General features: G+C 41.4%; 16 protein-coding genes. 8 read left to right on the top strand and 8 right to left on the bottom strand.

Going from position 1 to position 19,336, the window contains the following annotated elements:
* Positions 1–87: 87 nt before the first annotated feature.
* Positions 88–1,956 carry a sodium:solute symporter family protein gene (locus tag AK823_RS12360; protein ID WP_068038161.1) on the bottom strand — a complete coding sequence of 623 codons (1,869 nt, stop codon included), beginning with the start codon at positions 1,954–1,956 and terminating at the stop codon, positions 88–90.
* 3 nt (positions 1,957–1,959) lie between these two features.
* Positions 1,960–2,220: a DUF4212 domain-containing protein gene (locus AK823_RS12355; RefSeq protein WP_068038159.1), complete on the bottom strand. Its 261-nt coding sequence runs from the start codon at positions 2,218–2,220 to the stop codon at positions 1,960–1,962.
* A gap of 1,263 nt (positions 2,221–3,483) precedes the next feature.
* Here AK823_RS12355 and AK823_RS12350 point away from each other — a divergent pair.
* Positions 3,484–4,980, top strand: a complete 1,497-nt coding sequence (locus AK823_RS12350) for an alanine/glycine:cation symporter family protein (RefSeq protein WP_068038156.1) — start codon at positions 3,484–3,486, stop codon at positions 4,978–4,980.
* 101 nt (positions 4,981–5,081) lie between these two features.
* On the opposite strand, the gene AK823_RS12345 is transcribed toward AK823_RS12350, so the two are convergent.
* Entirely contained in the window at positions 5,082–6,719 is a 1,638-nt protein-coding gene (locus tag AK823_RS12345; RefSeq protein ID WP_068039508.1) for an electron transfer flavoprotein-ubiquinone oxidoreductase, read from the bottom strand.
* Positions 6,720–7,413: 694 nt separating this feature from the next.
* Between AK823_RS12345 and AK823_RS12340 the strand changes: the two genes are divergently transcribed.
* The 4 genes from AK823_RS12340 (at position 7,414) to AK823_RS12325 (ending at position 11,156) form a co-directional block, all read left to right on the top strand.
* Positions 7,414–8,115 (top strand): DUF1285 domain-containing protein, encoded by a 702-nt coding sequence (locus tag AK823_RS12340; RefSeq protein ID WP_068329588.1) that lies wholly within the window; start codon positions 7,414–7,416, stop codon positions 8,113–8,115.
* A 185-nt stretch (positions 8,116–8,300) separates the two neighbouring features.
* Positions 8,301–9,269: a glutamate racemase gene (gene murI, locus AK823_RS12335; RefSeq protein WP_082785725.1), complete on the top strand. Its 969-nt coding sequence runs from the start codon at positions 8,301–8,303 to the stop codon at positions 9,267–9,269.
* A 165-nt stretch (positions 9,270–9,434) separates the two neighbouring features.
* Entirely contained in the window at positions 9,435–10,496 is a 1,062-nt protein-coding gene (locus AK823_RS12330) for a DUF4062 domain-containing protein (protein WP_228138868.1), read from the top strand.
* Positions 10,497–10,856: 360 nt separating this feature from the next.
* Complete coding sequence (locus AK823_RS12325; RefSeq protein WP_068038150.1) at positions 10,857–11,156, top strand: hypothetical protein; 300 nt, start codon at positions 10,857–10,859, stop codon at positions 11,154–11,156.
* Between the two features lie 153 nt (positions 11,157–11,309).
* Here the strand turns inward: AK823_RS12325 and AK823_RS12320 are convergent, their stop codons facing one another.
* The 4 genes from AK823_RS12320 to msrA form a co-directional block, all read right to left on the bottom strand.
* Entirely contained in the window at positions 11,310–12,752 is a 1,443-nt protein-coding gene (locus AK823_RS12320) for a lytic murein transglycosylase (RefSeq protein WP_068329585.1), read from the bottom strand.
* Positions 12,753–13,007: 255 nt separating this feature from the next.
* Positions 13,008–13,721, bottom strand: a complete 714-nt coding sequence (locus AK823_RS12315; protein ID WP_068329583.1) for a DUF1499 domain-containing protein — start codon at positions 13,719–13,721, stop codon at positions 13,008–13,010.
* A 68-nt stretch (positions 13,722–13,789) separates the two neighbouring features.
* Positions 13,790–14,455, bottom strand: coding sequence for a thiopurine S-methyltransferase (tmpT, locus tag AK823_RS12310; protein ID WP_068330334.1), 666 nt, complete (start codon positions 14,453–14,455; stop codon positions 13,790–13,792).
* A 174-nt stretch (positions 14,456–14,629) separates the two neighbouring features.
* Positions 14,630–15,151 carry a peptide-methionine (S)-S-oxide reductase MsrA gene (gene msrA, locus AK823_RS12305; protein ID WP_068329582.1) on the bottom strand — a complete coding sequence of 174 codons (522 nt, stop codon included), beginning with the start codon at positions 15,149–15,151 and terminating at the stop codon, positions 14,630–14,632.
* Between the two features lie 303 nt (positions 15,152–15,454).
* Between msrA and cmoA the strand changes: the two genes are divergently transcribed.
* From cmoA to benE, 3 genes are all read left to right on the top strand, one after another.
* Positions 15,455–16,228, top strand: a complete 774-nt coding sequence (gene cmoA, locus AK823_RS12300; protein ID WP_068329580.1) for a carboxy-S-adenosyl-L-methionine synthase CmoA — start codon at positions 15,455–15,457, stop codon at positions 16,226–16,228.
* A 62-nt stretch (positions 16,229–16,290) separates the two neighbouring features.
* Positions 16,291–17,337, top strand: a complete 1,047-nt coding sequence (gene cmoB, locus AK823_RS12295) for a tRNA 5-methoxyuridine(34)/uridine 5-oxyacetic acid(34) synthase CmoB (RefSeq protein ID WP_068329579.1) — start codon at positions 16,291–16,293, stop codon at positions 17,335–17,337.
* A gap of 100 nt (positions 17,338–17,437) precedes the next feature.
* Entirely contained in the window at positions 17,438–18,637 is a 1,200-nt protein-coding gene (gene benE, locus AK823_RS12290) for a benzoate/H(+) symporter BenE (protein ID WP_068329576.1), read from the top strand.
* On the opposite strand, the gene AK823_RS12285 is transcribed toward benE, so the two are convergent.
* Positions 18,634–18,852 (bottom strand): DUF2788 domain-containing protein, encoded by a 219-nt coding sequence (locus tag AK823_RS12285; protein WP_068329574.1) that lies wholly within the window; start codon positions 18,850–18,852, stop codon positions 18,634–18,636. The two genes, benE and AK823_RS12285, sit on opposite strands and share 4 nt — an antisense overlap.
* Positions 18,853–19,336 lie beyond the last annotated feature (484 nt).

Below are 19,336 nucleotides of genomic sequence, written 5' to 3'. Positions count from 1 at the left end.
AAAATCACTCACAAGCAGCTGCTGCCTGTGAGTGATAGATATAACTATAAACGATATGTCTAGCAGCTAAGATTATTAATTAATCAATTAGTGATCAACAGCACCGCCAGCGCCACGTGGAGAACGTACGCTCTCAACCAACTCTTGGATATGGGCTGGTGGTGGCGCAGTAGCGTAAGATACAGCGAACGCTACGATAAAGTTAAGTAAGGCGCCAACCGCACCAAATGATAATGGTGAAATACCAAACAACCAATACTCTTCAGTATCAGGGAAGTTAGCAGTACCACTAATGAAGAACCAACCTTTAAAGACAAAGATATACACTAAGATAGTAATTAAGCCTGTCAACATACCAGCGATAGCGCCTAGATTGTTAATACGCTTAGAGAAAATACCCATCATTAGTACAGGGAATAGTGATGCGCCTGCAATACCAAAGGCTAGTGCCACCACCTGTGCGGCAAACCCTGGTGGATTAATACCCAGATAAGTAGCTACTACGATCGCTACACCCATGGTGATACGAGCATATTTTAGCTCTTGTGCATCAGTGATATTTGGGTTTAGGTTACGTTTGATCAAGTCATGACTAATCGCTGATGAAATAGCAAGTAGTAGTCCAGCTGCTGTTGATAGTGCTGCTGCTAGACCACCTGCAGCGATAAGACCGATAACCCATGGTGGAAGATTCGCGATTTCTGGGTTAGCGAGTACTAAGATATCAGCATTTACATCAAGCTCGTTACCAGCCCAACCTGCATTTGCAAAGCGACCATCGACTTCTAGATCATGTGCTGCTTGTGCTTCTGCAACGGCTGTAGTTGCTGCTGCAACATCGCCACCCTCAGCTTCGGCAGTGTTCAATGCTAGTTGAGCTGCACCAAGTCCACTATCGCTATATAGCTGGATACGACCGTCATTGTTCAGATCGTTGTATTTAATGAGACCCGTATCTTCCCACGTTCTCATCCAATCTGGACGTTGATCATATTCTAAAGGCGCTTCAGCCACACCTTGTGGATAAACTGTATCGATCAAATTTAGACGTGCCATAGCACCTACTGCTGGAGCAGTAAAGTACAATAACGAGATGAATACTAGTGTCCAACCTGCTGTCCAACGTGCATCAGCCACTTTAGGTACAGTGAAAAAGCGAATGATAACGTGTGGTAGACCTGCTGTACCTATCATTAGAGATAAAGTAAACAGTACCATATTCAATTTGTTAGGAACATCAGCCGTATAAGAGGCAAATCCTAAGTCGGTAACGACTTGGTTAAGCTTAGTCAAAATAGGGATGCCTGATTCGACATGGTTTGAGAACAAACCAAGGCCTGGAATCGGGTTACCCGTCAATTCAAGTGAGATAAACACCGCAGGGATGGTATAAGCAATCATTAGAACCACATATTGCGCAACCTGCGTGTATGTAATCCCTTTCATACCACCTAATACGGCATAGAAGAATACAACGATTGCCGCAATGATCAGACCAGTTGTGTTTTCAACTTCTAAGAAGCGTGAGAAAGCAACGCCAGCACCAGTCATCTGACCAATAACGTAAGTGGTTGATGCGACAATCAAGCAAACGACTGCAATCATGGCAGCAGTCTTCGAATAAAAGCGGTCACCGATGAAGTCAGGGACGGTAAATTTACCGAACTTACGTAGATAAGGTGCTAAGAGCATGGCCAATAGAACGTAACCACCTGTCCAACCCATCAAATAGGTAGAAGCGCCATAACCACTAGCAGCAATAAGACCTGCCATTGAAATGAATGACGCAGCACTCATCCAGTCAGCAGCTGTTGCCATACCGTTAACGACCGGATGTACGCCACCGCCAGCAACATAAAATTCACTAGTTGAACCTGCGCGCGCCCAGATAGCAATACCGAAGTATAAAGCGAAGGATAGACCTACAAAAATAATATTAATCGTAAATTGACTCATGCTCTATTCCTCGTCTACGCCATATTGTTTATCTAACTTATTCATACGCCAAGCGTAAAAGAAAATTAAGATGATAAATACCCCAATAGACCCCTGTTGAGCGAACCAAAAGCCTAAATCAGTACCACCAATTTTGATACCTGCTAAGAGAGGACGTAAAAGAATAGCAAAACCATAAGAACATAGTGCCCAAATAAATAGGCTACCTAAGATAAGACGAATATTGGCGCGCCAATAACCGGATGGATCGTTGTGGTTCTCCATAGGACAACTCCTTTTGCCTGACATAAATACAAGATTATTGATTGGAGCCTAACAAGTCACTTTGGTTTAGCGTATACCATCTAAGGCAGTATTGTTTATATCGTAATTATAAAGCCATACGGCATAAACAACTAAAACAGAATGATCAACTAGTATCAATAATCAAAAGTTACTAACAACATGAGCAAGTTTTACACTATCTTTTATAAGACTAAAGACTTGTAAGAAATAATAGCAACTGGCTCGATACCACTGAAAATAGATTGTAAGGTACTAAATTTAATATTGTAGATACTGAGTAACATTATAAATAAGTTGGTTGTATTCATAGAGGAAGGTATATGTGGTATAACGTTCCGCTGTTTTCTTTATTTCGTCTTCCTGACGACGTTATTTGTAAGAAATCTTTCAATCTAAGTCTAAAATATCTAAAGATAAGAATTCAAACTAAGTTCTATAGGGGTTTATTGCCCTAAGATAAATATTGTTTTTATTGTTAAGTTTAATTATTAAATCTAATCATTTGAGCCAATTAAATTTTGTATGTGCAGTTAATGTTTATTACAATAAGTGGATATGTATATACGAATTATCTTAAATAAATAAGGGTATTATATTGGCTATACCAGTCAAACAAACATAGACGTTGACCTAGTACTAAACTGGATAGTCATAAACTTATTAGGAATATATACAAAATTTGTGTAATTAACAATAAGTAAATTTAAATTACTTATTGTAACTAAATGTTTATTTAACAGAAATTTAACTCAATCTACACCAAAAATAACGCTGATAGTGATTGTCAATCTATCGTTTTAGGTTAAAAGTCTTAAAATTCCATAAATATATTAATGATTATATTCATTATATGCCATTTATATTATAAATAAAAAATTGAAAAATATAATACAGATTGATAGTAGGCCTTTAAACACTGACAATCTAAAGAAATTCATTGAATAGCTAAGAAATCTTATTCTAGTTTAGATCCATCATCTTTTGGCTGAACAGAGTAAAAGAGCTAAAACCATCATAGTAAGTTAAAATACAAATACAGAAGTGCTATGTGCAGTTATTGTGTATGTAAGGATATGAGACGCTTTGAAAAGTGATCGAAAATAACCTTCGTATTACTGGTTGTTCATGTAGTTGCTCTATAGATTTTGGTGTGGAAATAATAAGTACAGAATCAGTAGGTAGAAAATACAAGTTTACGATGTGATTCAAAGCATCACTAATATATGAAATGAAGGTGAAAAAATGGGTGAAGGGATAGCAGGTCTGTTTAATAGCATCGTAAATTATGGTGTTAGTATAATTTGGGGTAACAATGATTGGTTGATTGTTAATAACCCTTGGTATGGGCTGTTAATGTTCGTACTAATTGGTGCTGGTCTTTATTTTACTATTGCCACACGCTTTATTCAGTTTCGACACTTTGGACACATGTGGAAGTTGTTACGTGTCTCTAACCAAGGACGCAAAGATGGTGGTATCAGCTCCTTTGAGGCCTTAATGACGTCTCTTGCAGCGCGTGTTGGTACTGGTAACTTGGCAGGGGTAGCGATTGCTATCTATCTTGGTGGGCCAGGGGCTGTGTTTTGGATGTGGATGACTGCGATCGTCGGGATGTCGACCAGCTTCATCGAGTCAACCCTAGCGCAAGCATATAAAGTACCACATAATGACAATGTTTATCGCGGTGGACCCGCTTATTATATTGAGAAAGGCTTAGGTAAGCGCTGGCTGGCGATATTTTTCTCGTTATGTTTGCTAGTCGCCTTCGGTTTAGCTTTTAATGGTGTGCAGTCAAACACCATCGCACAGGCAACTAATGAAGCTTTCGGTATTCCAACGTGGATGACGGGTATCGTATTGGTAGTATTGGTAGCACCAGTAGTATTCGGTGGCTTACGTTCGGTTGCGCGTATCGCGGGTAAAATCGTACCAGTAATGGCTATCTTGTATATCTTATTAGCACTATTTATTATCGTTACTAACTTTAGCCAATTCCCAGCAGCGATTGCCTTGATTGTGAAGTCAGCATTTGGTTTTGAGCAAGCAGCAGGTGGGGTGATTGGTTATGGTATTGCTCAGGCTATGATTAACGGTATCAAGCGTGGTTTGTTCTCTAACGAAGCAGGTATGGGTTCAGCACCTAACGCTGCGGCGACTGCGAAAAGCCATCCTGACCATCCAGCAGTACAAGGGTTTATGCAAATGTTGGGTGTCTTTATGGACACGTTAATAATTTGTACTGCAACTGCGTCAATCATTATCCTATCTGGCGTGGTCGATCCTAATGTTGAGCAAGAAGGTATCCAGCTGACTCAGTTGGCACTATCTCAGTATGTTGGTGATTTGGGTGTTATATTCGTCGCGATTGCTATTTTCTTTTTCTCATTTACGTCAATTATCGCCAATTATAGCTACGGCGAGTCAAATCTTGAATTCATCTCTGGCGCCAAAAATGCCAAAGTGATGATTATGATATTCCGCTTCATGGTCTTAGGTATGGTGTTCGTTGGTGCAATTGCTAGCCTACCAGCGATATGGAACTTCGCTGACTTATCAATGGGTCTTATGGCCTTGACCAACTTAATAGCTATTCTAATTTTGTCACCTGTGGCACTAAGAATATTGCGCGACTATGAGCGTCAAGTCAAAGAAGGCAAAACGGGTGATCAGATCAAATTCAATCCTGATGACTTTGTGAAGTTAAAAGACGAAGCTAATCGCGATGCTTGGACCGATTAGCCTTTGTCATTAAGTTATCAAATGAATGTATGAGCATTAAAAAAACCGCCCTTATTATTAAGAGCGGTTTTTTATTAAGCTATATCTATATCAATGATGGTTTACATGTTTGGATAGTTAGGACCGCCGCCGCCTTCTGGCGTTACCCATGTGATGTTTTGTGAAGGATCTTTGATATCGCAAGTTTTGCAATGTACACAGTTTTGCGCATTGATGACAAACTTAGCGCCTTCAGCATCTTTTACCACTTCATAGACACCAGCTGGACAGTATAAACGCGCTGGCTCAGCATACAAAGGTAGATTAATAGAAACAGGTACAGTAGGATCCGTTAACTTTAAATGCGTTGGCTGGTTCTCTGCATGGTTAGTGTTAGAGATAAATACTGACGATAATTTATCAAACACCAGCTTACCATCAGGCTTAGGATAAACTGGCTGATAGGCATGGGCCGCACGCTCTAGCTGATCGTAATCCTTTAAGTTATCATGAATAGTCAATGGCATCTTGCCACGTAGAATATTTTGGTCGATAAAGTTAAAGGCCCCACCCATCCATTGACCCATACGGTGCATGGCAGGAGCAAAGTTACGTGCTTCATAGTTATCTTGATACAGCCATGACTCTCTATACATAGTGCTGTAGGCGACTACATCATCATGCTGACGGTCGGCCTTTAATGCTTCGAAAATAGCTTCAGCAGCGAGCATGCCTGACTTCATAGAGGTATGTGTACCTTTAATCTTCGCAGGATTCAAGAAGCCAGCATCATCACCGACAAGTACACCACCTGGGAAAGTGAATTTCGGTAAAGAGTTAAGGCCACCTTTGGTTAAAGCGCGTGCCCCATAAGAGATACGCTTACCACCTTCTAAAACGTTGCGAATGAGCGGATGCAGTTTGAGGCGCTGCATTTCATCAAACGGTGACATATATGGGTTGGAGTAGGACAGATCGATGACCATACCAAAGCTGACTTGGTTGTTTTCATCAAAGTACAACCACCAGCCGCCAGTAGAACCAGTATCAGTTAATGGCCAACCTGAGCCATGCATGACCACACCTTGCTCATGCTTATCTGGCGTCACTTCCCATAGCTCTTTTAGACCAATACCATAGTGCTGTGGGTCAGAATCTTTATCAAGACCAAATCGGCTGATTAAGCGCTTACCAAGGTGACCACGGCAGCCTTCAGCAAAAATAGTATATTTGGCCAGTAACTCATAGCCAGGCTCAAAACTAGACTTGGCTTCACCATCAGCTGCAACGCCCATATCGCCCGTCAATATGCCTTTTACTGAGCCATCATCATTATATAAGATGTCAGAAGCAGGGAAGCCTGGGAACATCATGACTTCTAGCTCCTCGGCCTGCTCAGCGAGCCAGCGTACGACATTAGCTAGCGAGACGATATAGTTGCCTTCATTGTGCATACTAGCTGGGATGATTGAATCCATAAGTTTGGTACTTTTGGTCGCAGAACCAAGCATATAGACACGATCTTCAATCGCTGGCACATTTAAAGGCGCGCCTTTGGCTTTCCAGTCAGGTATTAACTCATCCAAGGCGCGTGGCTCAATAACAGCACCAGATAAAATATGCGCCCCAAACTCAGAGCCTTTTTCGACGACACATACCATAAACTCGTCGTTGCCCGCTTCGATAGCCAACTGCTTTAAACGAATAGCCGCTGATAGACCAGAAGGTCCGCCACCTACGACAATTACGTCAAATTCCATTGATTCGCGCTCAATTTCAGGCTCTACTGGAGCAGGCTCAGGGGCTGTTTCAGCAGGTGCTTTGTCAACTGGGTTGTGTTCGACGGCTTCTTCTTCAACCGCTTCTTCAGCTACAACAGTTTCGGCTGGAATCTCTTCAGCGAGAGTATTTTCAACAACTTCTTGAGTCGCTTCTGTGGACTCTGGTTTTGTCATATCTGAATTCGATGTATCTGGTTCGGTCGTGTCTACAGTTGCTGGCGTGTCAGTATTGACGATATCAGCATCAACGACTGGCGTTTGTTTATCTTGCTCTTGCATACCTACTCCTAAACTCTATAGTGGCTTGTCTATGGGTATCATTGGGGGCGCAATTAAATAATATGGCTTGCGACACGGTTACCTCTCAGACATGTGGCTGCCCGATAAAAACTGTCTTTGCGGCATTAATCGACAATATCGTCATTGAGATCATATTAATGAACAACATAGTAAGGGATGATTAAAACGACATACCTATCATCATTTTAATAAAAAATCGTTACTCATTATAAAAGAAAAGTCCTACAAACACGATACGCATTTATAGATATCGGTGTTAAGGTAAGACTAATACGATGAGCATACAAAGTCTAATCGTTTTATCATACCCGAAACTAAAATTAATAGTAATGCTGTCGTTGCCAAACTCTGACTAATATTAGGAAATAACGCTATGAGTAGTAATATAAATGATGGTGTTGAAACTGGCAATTTAGCAAGTAGTTCTATAGCTGACAACGTAAATAATAGTGGAACCACCCAAGATTTGAGCAATTTAGATTCCCTTAGTAACTACTTAAAGTCTTCAGCCGGTACGCGTCAAGGACGTTCTATACCACCTCTTGATGAGTGGCATCCAGAGCAGGTTGCTGATATGGATTTGGTCATTAAGGCCAATGGCGAATGGTGGCACGAAGGTGGCTTGGTGACCCGTCAGTCATTGGTGAGTCTATTTGCGACTATTCTGTGGAAAGAAGAGAGTAATGGTACTTGTGAGTATTTTTTAAAAACTCCAGTGCAAAAGCTGCGCATTCAAGTTGAAGATGTACCGCTATTGATTAATGATGTGGGCATTGTCACTGAGAATGGAGTAAGCTGGTTAGAGTTTACAACCACGACTGGTGATGTGGTACGTCTAGATAACGAGCACCCTATTGAACTGCGCTCTTATAAGCCAACCGTAGCTCAAGAAGATATTGCAAAAGAGCAAGTGCGTCCTTATATGCTTGTTCGTAACGACTTAACGGCCCTCATCGGTCGTAATACGTTTTATCACTTAACAGAAATTGGTAAGTTGACAGAGCAGAACGATGAAGTGATACTCACTTTAGAAAGTGGTGGCAAGTCTTATCAACTATTAATGCCTGATAGCTAATTCTTCACTTTTTGTAGCATGAATTAATGTACAAAACTGTGTGCTAAACGCTAGCATGTTTTAAAATAGGTATGTTTTATAGTCCTCCTTTACTAAATTGCATGGCAATACACTGTGAACCAATATATCCAGCCTACTAGGCAATATCTCAATTATAAAATATACCATAATGGCAGTACTATCCTATGAGTACTGCCGATTCCGTCTCGCCTTCAATAACGTATGGACTCTCTGCTAATGATAGAGCATTTATCAATAAACCCTTTGTTGATGACAGTCTTTTGGTTAGCAAAGGCAGGTCAGCGAATATAGCTAACAGTAAAACTAGCTCGGCACCGATTGGTCTATTTGACTCAGGGATAGGTGGTCTTTCTGTTTATCTGCATTTAGCACAGCAGCTGCCTGCTGAACGTTATATTTATTATGCTGATACTCTGCACGTACCGTATGGCAATCGTGATAGCCAAGATATTGAAAAACTGACACTAGTAGCAGTAGAATGGCTATACCAAAGAGGCTGTAAACTCATCGTTATTGCTTGTAACAGTGCTTCTGCTCATGGGCTAGAAGCGGCACGTCGCCATTATCCAAACCTTCCTATTGTTGGTTTAGTACCAGCACTCAAGCCTGCTGTAATAGCTAGCAATAGTGGTCATGTGGCAGTACTGGCTACCAAAGCTACTTTAGATGGAACATTGCTCAATCAAGTTATTACTAATATTGCGATGCCCAATGGTACTCAAGTAACCAAATACTTTGATCCGCAGCTGGTGCCGTGGGTAGAGTCTGGAATGCCAGAGACATCTGAGGTCGCGCAACGTTTACGACAACAAGTACAATGTTTTGCGCATGTTGGGGTCGATTACCTAGTGTTAGGGTGTACTCATTATCCTTTTTTTAAAGAGTTTTTGATTAATGAGATTAAAGCGCAGCAATTAGCCATACAAGTGGTAGACTCAGGACAGGCCATCGCCGCACGTGTACAGTCTTTGCTTGCTGAAAAAAACCTATTAGCTCAAGCCAAGGTTTCAGTAACGACTCATAATAACGAAAGACCGCCACTGATTTTTTATGCAACTAAACATGATGATAAGCTGGATAGGCTGATAACGCGTCTTTTAGGGGTGCAAACACAAATCCAGTATATGCTTTGATTGTTAGGCTGAGTCTTCGTACATTAATTTATAGCAGTTCACCATACTATCATTATCAGAATAATTCACTATTAGAATAATTGACATAAAGCACTCACAAACTGCCTGTATTTTGCTAAGATTGTGCTAGGTTAAAGTTTGTAAAAATAAGTTGTTTAGGCGCTTTTGACTGTCATTACTATCATTGTCGTTGTAGAGGTTATATTGCAAAGTCGTCGCTATCACGTTCATATAATATGCGTAGCCCATGAGCAGCCGTTAATATTAGACGGTTTGGCAGTGTTTTTTCAATCGCGCGCGTTTTTAACTTATGATATTTCGCCTAGACTGCCGCAAGCCTCTTTATATGGGCGGCAATGTATTGACTCTTGCGATCATACGGTCGTTATTGTAGGTGACAGCTATGGCACGACACAGAATTTAGGGGTCAGCCAAATGCATCTGAGCTATTTGAGTGCTAAAGCGAAGCTCAAACCCATGCTCATTTTTATTAAATCTCAAAGTCACGATATTGACACGGGTCGTCAACTGCATGATTTTACCCGTCTGGTCGAGCAACAAGTAGAAGATGTCTATTATTATGATGACAATACTAATATCGATGAGCTTCTCAAGACCGCTTATAACAATGTAGCTGCTAAATGGAATCTGAGACCAAGCTGGGTAAAAGCAGATGATATTAAAGAGCCTCTCATACAGAGTAATTTAACTCAGCAAGGCTCTACGCTAGAAACGGGTACTCCTACTGACGTAATTCGTAAATCCTATAATCCTACCGACAATCTCATTAGCCCGCCAACTGAAAGCGATGATGTGACGGATAACGTAACGCAATCAATTAATCTATTAGAAAAATTCGATATGAAGTACAGTGCTCAAGCTTATGAGGGTGGTAACTTAAGCGATATTAGAATGACAACGAGTCTGACTTGGGAACAAGTGTTACATGCGCTGGTACGAATGCCTGGGGCTTTTTCCAGCCACGGTTTACAAGGCTGTCTAAATCGCTTAATCGCTGTTAAGGCAGATAAAGATATCAAAAAAAAGATGCCCAATGTTCATGCAGTCTCGCGCTGTCAAATTGCTCAAGATGACTTAAACAAATTACAGAACCTATTAATTGCTGCGAATTGGATTCAATTGACAGCTTCAGGTGCAAGAACGTCGCAAGAATTATGGAAGCTAACTTTCTATGCCAAAAAGCTATTTGAAGAGAACCAACAGTAAGTAAATCTACTAATCTACTCTGTACGTTAAATTATTCATATAAATGCATTATTGATGTTTACCTTTCATAGTATTTAGCCGACAAAATCAGTAAGCGCTATTGTTGTCTATGATAGATAATGACAGACTACGTTTTGTAATACAAAGCATACGTGTCAGCGGTTGTTAATCTATTATACACTGGCGATAATAGGGTAGTAGATAAGGTTAATCTGTTAGCAAACAGATTGATCGACGCGAATAACCTTTATAAATAAAGCAAACTTATAAAAAAGCGTTTTTATAATATATCTATAAAAAATGATTTTGTGGAATTTTGCATATTGAACCAAATATTTTAAACTATTAAAGGAGAGCGTAATGACTAACTCTAAACATGATGAGCTAAATCATGAAATTGATGGCCTAGAAAAAGCTATGCATGATGCCGATCAGTTTCGTACATTAGAAGAGCAAGTGGCAGACATGAAACGTCGCGGCATTGATCCTAGTCAAGCCTATAAGGACTTGGATAGAAAAGAGGAAGATAATGATTGGGGCGATGCAACTTGGAAAGAAAATGGTAAGTGGGAGCCAAAAACGCCAGCTGACTTAGATGAAAAAGCTCGCGACAACTGGGATGGCGACAACGGCAAACCGAATCCACCACCTATCGTTTAAACGTTGCTTAAGTATCAACATTATTAGGTAGGTATCTTTGCACAAGTCTCCTAGCAACCAAAAAATATAAAAAAGCCACGCTATCATTAGCGTGGCTTTTTTGTGACTAAACTGAATAATTAAACGAAAATAATATTAATCTACTATTTGCAATTATGAGCCTTCATCGACTCTGACTAAGCGCGTTACGCCATCAATACCGACTACACGACGATAGCGGACATTACTTGAGGTTGCAGGCTGGCTCGGTGATGCATATGAAGGATTACTTGGGGTAATCGTCGTCTGCTGTTGAATCAGCTGACCCATACGATCAGCGGGTGCTGGCATAGAAGGTCGAGAGCTTCCTGGTTGAACATGACCTTGCATGATTTGGCGATGGAACTTTTGCCCTGCACGTCCATCAGCTGGGAAAATACCACGGCTAGATTGATACTGCTGTATAGCGGTACGAGTATTATCCCCAATGATGCCGTCGACACCGCCAATATCATAACCAGCATTTAATAAGGCTTGTTGGATATCTTTAGCTTGCTGGCGGCTGATACCTGGGTCATCCGTTGGCCATGCCGTTATAAAGTCAGTTTTACTGCTGTTTTCGCTAGCAATCAAATCAGATAGATGGGCAATGGCAAGCGCGTAGTTTTCTGAAGCATTATACGAATAAAAAGTATCGAAGTTTTTACCGACTAAAAATGCAGGACCCTCAATACCAGCAGGAAGTAACAAACCAGCACTGCTAAGATCAGAAGGTAACGAGTTGCCATTAGCAAGCGTTAAACCTTGATTGCGCCAGTGGCTCATCGATTTTTTATCTTTACGATTGGATGCTGCCCAAAATCCGTTAGGCAATTTGACTTCGTAGCCCCAAGGCTCACCGGTGCGGTAGCCGCGTTTATCTAAGAAGTTCGCGGTAGATGCTAGCGCATCGGGCACGTTATTGACTAAGTCGCGACGACCGTCACCATCAAAATCGACGGCCAACTCTAAAAACGTGCTTGGCATAAACTGCGTCTGCCCAAAAGCACCTGCCCACGAGCCAGTCATATCACTTGGTGCGATATCACCATTTTGTACGATTTTGAGCGCGTTGGCATATTCACCTTGAAAGTAGCTCTGACGACGATCAAAACAAGACAAGGTAGCCAACGATTCGAACAATGGCTTTTTACCTAGTGTCTGTCCAAAGTTCGACTCTACACCCCATACGCCCAGTACGTGTTCTGCTTTCACACCATAACGTGATTCAATACTGCGCAAAGTATCTGCCCATTGGCGCTTGGCACGGATACCATCTTCTACGCGCTCTTTATCTACTAATACTGATAGATAATCCCAGACGTCCTTTTGAAACTCTGGTTGATAGTTTAACGACTGAATGACGCTAGGGTCAGGCTGAGTAGGACGATAATTATCAAAGGTAGAGCTATTAACACCGCGGAATTTACTCGAGTTTTTTAAGCCATCTAGACATTGCTGAAATTCAGCATTGGATAAATTTGGTGCTTCTGGTCGGGCAGCTTGAGCCGTGCTGGCTAAACTGAGGCCGATAGCAGTAGCCAATAAAGATAAAGTAGACAGTGTAGTCAAACGCATGAAAATATCCTATAAACGTAAAGTGTGACAGACTAAGTAAAGTGCTCAAAAATATAGTATGACAATAGTGCTTTAGAGTAACCAATATTAGCGATAAAGAAAAGGTATCGAAGTACTAAGGCTATAAATAATTACTATAGATTGATGTAGGTGTCAGATTAGGAAAAGGTTTTGGATAGAACATAGTTATAGTTTTTAACATCAACCCCAAACATAGTTTGGAGTCAATAAAATGCTATTCATATTTAAAACCAACTACTTTCCCAAAACTACATTCAACTCTTCAATAAAGGTACGAATGCGCTCAGCATTTTTGCCCAAATCGCTACCGCCAACCCGTGATTTACTGCGAATATCGACCAGACGTTCGCTACCTTTGTCAGTCACACGTATGACAACGTCGTCTTTGAAACCAAACCATGTTGTAGTATCTGTGGCCTCAATGATACCTACGCTCGCATCATTATTTACGAGCTCCCAGCCCAAATTATCAACGGCTTTTTCGGTAGCTTCCATTAGTTCAGACTTTGGTTGCGTATAGGTTAGTGTTTGCAGTTCAGGATAGGCATCACGTTGTTGCTCTGCAGTCTCAATGCCATCGTATGCGGCAGGATTTGGTGCGTCAGCGCGTAGTGGGGCAATAGCCACAAATTCAGGTGGGTTAATTAAATCTGTCGAAATATCATGGATAGGCGGTACACTTTGAGCAGTATTCATCATGCTAAGCGGAATAATGATAGCAATCGCAGAGAGTATCACTGCTGTCAATGCGCTACTAAGCCTGACTGTGTCACGCTTAAATAATACTTGTATGCCTAGTAGTACAAGTGCCGCGATACCAGCAAACACGCCAAATTTGAACCCTGTAAATGCAGTACCTAAGTCAAGAATACCAAATTTATAAAGCGGACCTGGTAATGCGACCAGCAAAAAGGCGATTAAGCTTACGAGACTAACTAGAATTTTCATTAGATTTCTCCGTTATGATTGAATCACTGCTTAACCATTATTTGATTATTGCTTAGTCATGGCGCTAATTAATCTTGTTCATTATTCAACAGCCAAATATGCTCTGTTACTGCCAGTTCTGGCGCTGAATTTATACTTGTAACGATGCTTTCAAGCTCAATGATTTGATAATGGCTACCGTAATACTGCTGCAATTGTGCGCTACTAATTGAAAATGGCGGTCCATCCTTTTTACTTTGATCATAATTTAACGTTAGCAAAATCTGTGAAGTATTACTACTTAGCTCTCGTATTTGCTCACTATATTGCGCACGCATATCGACCGGCAGAGCAATTAATGCGGCTTTGTCATATACCGCATCAACGTCACCGATATCCGCAGCTGTCAACGCAAAAATATCAGCGACCCATAGCGTGATGGTTTGTTCTGCAAGCTGACCCTGATAATATTTAACAGCTGGATTATCCGCATGCTGATGTACCGTGGGGGAGATATTTTGCTCAGCAAAAAATTCTTGTACGGCTGTCTCAACCAATTCAACGCCAATTACATCATAGCCCTGTGCTGCTAGCCAAACCATATCAATCGACTTACCACATAAAGGCACAAAGATGCGGCTACCAGCAGGCAAGTTTAAATGGTTAAAGTGCTTTGTTAATAACGGGTTAACCTCAGACTGATTAAAACCGATTCGTTTATCCTGCCAGCGTGTTTGCCAAAATTCAGGGTTCATACGTTCGCCTTTATTCATTAAGGTTTATATTATTAGTTATTTTTATAATAACCTTTTAAGTGATAATGCTAAAGGTATTAAAAAGCCAAACACTTATATAATAAGCGTTTGGCCTTAATTAAATACTTGCTAGAAATTTGTTATGAATGAATAACTTCTTATTCAAAATGTCGTTTAGCTCACCATGTATTTACTAAATTCTTTACGTAATTTGGCAAGTTTTGGCGGTATTGCAAAGTTGCAATAGGCCTGTCCTGGGTTTCTGTTGAAGAAGTCTTGATGCGTTTCTTCTGCTTGATAGAATTCAACAGCAGGATGTACTTCTGTGACCACATTGACGCCCATATCACGCAGTTTGTTAATGGTACGGTCAACGGTTGGTTTTTGGTCCTCGTCGGTATAGAACACCACGCTGCGGTACTGGCTACCAACGTCATTGCCTTGACGATCCATTGTAGTGGGATCATGGGTGGCAAAAAACACATCGAGTATTACTTCTAACGGTACGATAGATTCATCAAACTCAACTTTGATAACTTCAACGTGTCCGGTATCGCCACCGCAGACCGCTTCATAGTTGGCAGATACCGCATCGCCGCCCATGTAGCCTGACACGACAGATTGTACGCCTTTTACTGATAAAAATACTGATTCGGTGCACCAAAAACAGCCACCGCCTAATATAATGGTTTGCATAATTTTTCCTATTATTATATCTGTTGTTATAAAGGTGAGCTAAGGTCTTTATTTGGTTGTAATACTTTCATTTTTCAATGATAGATTACCTTTGATAACTTATTGCTTACAATAATTTTTTAGCCTCAGCGCTTGCTAATCAGCTTAGCAGGCGAGCCAAACGCGATAAGTAACAAACAGTAATGTTATAATGGGCTTTTGCTACCTTGGTCTGCTCTGGGCTAATGGTATCAATCGAATCTTCTGAACACTTCCCAACCAAAGTTCCATTATGGAAACCAAAAATCAAAAACGAGTCGCACCATGAGCCAAGCCAAGCCTGCTATCAAACACGACACCCTATTCACCACGCCACTCGATAAGGCAGCGCGCTTTTCTTTCGATGAGCAAGTGGTGGCTTGTTTCCCTGATATGATTCGCCGCAGTGTGCCTGGTTATGGACAAGTGCTGGCGATGCTGCCCATATTTGCCCGTCGTCATTGTAAATATCGTCAACAAGATGATAGCGGTCAGCGTGTCAGTCGTATTTATGATTTGGGCTGCTCACTTGGTGCAGCAAGCATGACGTTGGCAGGCGAGTTTGAGCCGCAAGATCTGCAGATTAAAGCGATTGATATCTCACCAGCGATGACGACTGAAGCGACTACTTTACTGAGTGATAATTATCCTGAGCACGACATTGAAGTCATCACTGCTGACATTCGTGATGTCAAGCTTGAACCATGTGATATGGTCATCTTAAACTTAACCTTACAGTTTTTACCAGCTGCTGATAGGGTGGCGGTATTAGAGAATATCTATAACGCCTTGAGCGAGGGCGGCATATTGGTGCTGACTGAAAAGACCCATGCTTTTGATGAACAATACGATGCGTGGTTGGTTGAGCGTTATTATGATTTTAAACGCGCCAATGGCTATACCGAAATGGAAATCAGCGGCAAGCGTAATGCGCTAGAAAACGTCCTTATTACCGATACCTTAGACGAGCATCATGCGCGTTTAACACAGGTTGGTTTTGAGCGTCATCTTACGTGGTTTCAGTTCTTAAACTTTGTCTCTATTGTGGCGTTTAAATAAAAACTATTCTTGGCAATATAGTCTTTTATAATATCCTTCGATCAACATGGTAATCCGCTTTTATGCTTAACGACACTATTCTCCACGCCGAACGTGAACTGTATTTAACCTTGCTCGCATTAGCGCAGCAGCAGCCAAGCGCTTATGAGTGGCTGGCGCAATTGCCGAAATGGCTAGGTGATATAAAAGACAAAGCCAACTATGCGCATGCGCCTGCTTACCAAGCGTCGGTGGCGCGTTTGCCAGAACTAACCGTTAATACTGTCGATCTCAACAGCGATACGTTAACGATTGAGGCAAGTCTTAATGAGTCTCAGCGCAAACAAACGACAGCACTGCTCAAGCAGCTAATGCCGTGGCGTAAAGGGCCGTTTCAAATTGGTGGTAAGTTTGGCGATGATGAGTCAGGTATTAAGATCGATACCGAATGGCATAGTGATTGGAAATGGCAGCGAGTCGCACCGCATTTGGGCACATTAAAAGGTCGGCGTGTACTCGATGTGGGTGGCGGCTCTGGTTATCATGGTTGGCGTATGGCAGGGGCAGGCGCGGATACGGTTATTATCATTGATCCGTCTTGCTTGTTTTACCATCAGTTTATGGCGATTCGTCATTTTGTTGGTACGGCAGATGCTCATGAGACAGGCCGCTACCGTACCCATTATATTCCTGTACCGCTTGAAGCTTTGCCTGAGCACAGTCAGCTATTTGATACCGTATTTAGTATGGGTGTGCTTTATCATCGTCAGTCACCGTTTGAGCATTTGCAACAGCTCAAAGGGCAACTGGTAAAAGGCGGTGAGTTGGTGCTTGAGACCTTAGTCATTGAAGGCGATGCCAATACCGTACTGGTGCCGCATGACCGTTATGCACAGATGAATAATGTATTTTTTTTACCGTCAGTTGCGGCCTTAATCGGCTGGTTGGAAAAAGCAGGGTTCACTGACGTGCGTTGCGTAGATGTGGCAGTGACCTCGACTGAGGAGCAGCGCAAAACTGAATGGATGACTTATCACTCGTTAGCAGATTTTTTGGATCCCAATGATTCTACAAAGACCGTTGAAGGCTATCCTGCACCGATGCGTGCGACCATCATTGCCAAGAAATAAATTTGATTAGAAGTCGCTGCTGACAGATCGTTAATACTCAATACAATATCTTTTTCTATAACCGCCCTGACTGATTACTGCTGAGTTGCAAGGACGCAATATGGCAAGTTTAATAAAAACTTTGAAAAATGACTGGTCGTTATCAGCATCGGTAGCAGGTTTTTTAGCCGTGCTTATCGCTTATGCAGGGCCGTTGGTGATATTTTTTCAGGCGGCGCAAGCAGCGCAAGTATCCGATGCGATGATGGCTTCTTGGATTTGGGGTATCTCTATCGGTGCTGCCATACCTGGTATTTATTTATCCATCAAATATAAAACACCTATTGTGGCTGGTTGGTCAGCGCCCGGTACGGCGTTATTGGTTACTTTATTTCCAGAGATGAGCATCAATGAAGCGGTCGCTGCTTACATTATCTCCGCCATTGTTATCTTTTTAGTCGGTATCACTGGATCCTTTGACAAAATCTTAAAATGGATTCCAAACGGCATTGCTGCCGGTATGATGGCGGGCATTTTATTTCAGTTCGGCTTGGATTTGTTTGTTGCAACAGATACGATGCCAGTCATTGTCTTTAGTATGCTGGCATGCTATTTGTTGGCCAAGCGTTTCTCACCACGATATACCATGATTTGGGTGTTGTCATGCGGCGTTATATTGAGTGTTTTATTTGGCAAAATGAATCCTGTCGATATTAACTTGACAATAACCATACCTAAATTCATATCGCCAGAATGGACGTGGCGCTCGGTATTTAACCTTGCGCTTCCGCTTATTCTTGTCAGCTTAAGCGGACAGTTTTTACCCGGTATGGCTATCCTAAGATTGAGTGGCTATGACACGCCAGCGAAACCTATTGTAAGTGTTTTTAGCGTTGCTTCTATCGCAGTCGCTTGCGTCGGTGGCATTACCATTGCGTTGGGCGCTATTACTGCCGCTCTATGTACCGGAAAAGATGCACATGAATGTAAAGACAGGCGCTATATTGCTGGTATCGCCAACGGTATCTTTTATATCTTAGGAGGCTTGTTCGCTGGTAGTATTGTGGCGGTATTTAGCCTGCTACCTAAAGAGTTGATTGCAGCGCTGGCAGGACTTGCACTAATTAGCGCTATTTCAGCTAATATTCATATTGCGATGAAAAATGACAGTCAAAGAGAGTCGGCCTTGATTACTTTTTTAGCCACTGCATCTGGTATGCAGTTTCTAGGGTTGAGCTCGGTATTTTGGGGTGTGCTTATCGGTATGATTGCCTATTATGTATTAGAGCGTATTATGCATTCGTCAACGATAAAGGCTTAGATCAGCCACTTTCTAAAGGCGACTTCTAATAGCAGCTTGAGCAAGAAGCCCACAAAACCTGCTCCCAAAGCTAAAAATATCCAAAAAGTACCAGCACGACCGGCTTCGGATTTTTTAGAAATATCCCAAACAATAAAGAATAGAAACGCAATAAATATGGGTAGCAATACGTACAGTCCCCAACTGGTAACGGTACTAGCAGCAATAGCAAACATGGCATAATCCTATAAAGTAGTAACGTGTCCTCTATTTATATCTATTATTCTATAGCTTCTTTTTATAGCAATCGCCCTAACAAAGAAAGCGTGTCACCACTTATAAAATAAGCAATGATAAATAAAAAAAACGAGCAGTAAATAGAGGAGTACAATACAAACCGTCATTATAACGCGGAAGTGAGTTGGTATAAACTGTCGCTATTAGTGAGGCAACAGGAACGCTACAATTAGCATGGCAAGTTTATCATCACCAATTAGCAATACCATCCTATTCATACCGTATTGATTTGGCCTAAATTAAATTAAAAGGCTGACAAGTCTGTTATCTATATTAATTATTAGTGCCAGCTATCATAACAGTAGGATTTTAGCGCTAATTTTGGTTCAAATAGTGCAATAAAGCGTAAAGATTGTTATATTTACAGGTTACTTATCTTTTTATACTAATTTCTCCCCTACAAAGTCAGTCGCTATAGTCAAT

This window comes from Psychrobacter sp. P2G3 (genome assembly GCF_001593285.1).
GTDB lineage: Bacteria > Pseudomonadota > Gammaproteobacteria > Pseudomonadales > Moraxellaceae > Psychrobacter.
The sequence above is the reverse complement of the archived record's forward strand: the minus strand, read 5'-3'. Positions and strand labels throughout refer to the sequence as shown.

What these genes read in the sequence shown, in the direction of transcription:
- AK823_RS12360 (WP_068038161.1), bottom strand. Translation starts at nt 1,956, where the DNA reads ATGAGTCAATTTACGATTAATATTATTTTTGTAGGTCTATCCTTCGCT.
- AK823_RS12355 (WP_068038159.1), bottom strand. Translation starts at nt 2,220, where the DNA reads ATGGAGAACCACAACGATCCATCCGGTTATTGGCGCGCCAATATTCGT.
- AK823_RS12350 (WP_068038156.1), top strand. Translation starts at nt 3,484, where the DNA reads ATGGGTGAAGGGATAGCAGGTCTGTTTAATAGCATCGTAAATTATGGT.
- AK823_RS12345 (WP_068039508.1), bottom strand. Translation starts at nt 6,719, where the DNA reads ATGGAATTTGACGTAATTGTCGTAGGTGGCGGACCTTCTGGTCTATCA.
- AK823_RS12340 (WP_068329588.1), top strand. Translation starts at nt 7,414, where the DNA reads ATGAGTAGTAATATAAATGATGGTGTTGAAACTGGCAATTTAGCAAGT.
- murI (WP_082785725.1), top strand. Translation starts at nt 8,301, where the DNA reads ATGAGTACTGCCGATTCCGTCTCGCCTTCAATAACGTATGGACTCTCT.
- AK823_RS12325 (WP_068038150.1), top strand. Translation starts at nt 10,857, where the DNA reads ATGACTAACTCTAAACATGATGAGCTAAATCATGAAATTGATGGCCTA.
- AK823_RS12320 (WP_068329585.1), bottom strand. Translation starts at nt 12,752, where the DNA reads ATGCGTTTGACTACACTGTCTACTTTATCTTTATTGGCTACTGCTATC.
- AK823_RS12315 (WP_068329583.1), bottom strand. Translation starts at nt 13,721, where the DNA reads ATGAAAATTCTAGTTAGTCTCGTAAGCTTAATCGCCTTTTTGCTGGTC.
- tmpT (WP_068330334.1), bottom strand. Translation starts at nt 14,455, where the DNA reads ATGAACCCTGAATTTTGGCAAACACGCTGGCAGGATAAACGAATCGGT.
- msrA (WP_068329582.1), bottom strand. Translation starts at nt 15,151, where the DNA reads ATGCAAACCATTATATTAGGCGGTGGCTGTTTTTGGTGCACCGAATCA.
- cmoA (WP_068329580.1), top strand. Translation starts at nt 15,455, where the DNA reads ATGAGCCAAGCCAAGCCTGCTATCAAACACGACACCCTATTCACCACG.
- cmoB (WP_068329579.1), top strand. Translation starts at nt 16,291, where the DNA reads ATGCTTAACGACACTATTCTCCACGCCGAACGTGAACTGTATTTAACC.
- benE (WP_068329576.1), top strand. Translation starts at nt 17,438, where the DNA reads ATGGCAAGTTTAATAAAAACTTTGAAAAATGACTGGTCGTTATCAGCA.
- AK823_RS12285 (WP_068329574.1), bottom strand. Translation starts at nt 18,852, where the DNA reads ATGTTTGCTATTGCTGCTAGTACCGTTACCAGTTGGGGACTGTACGTA.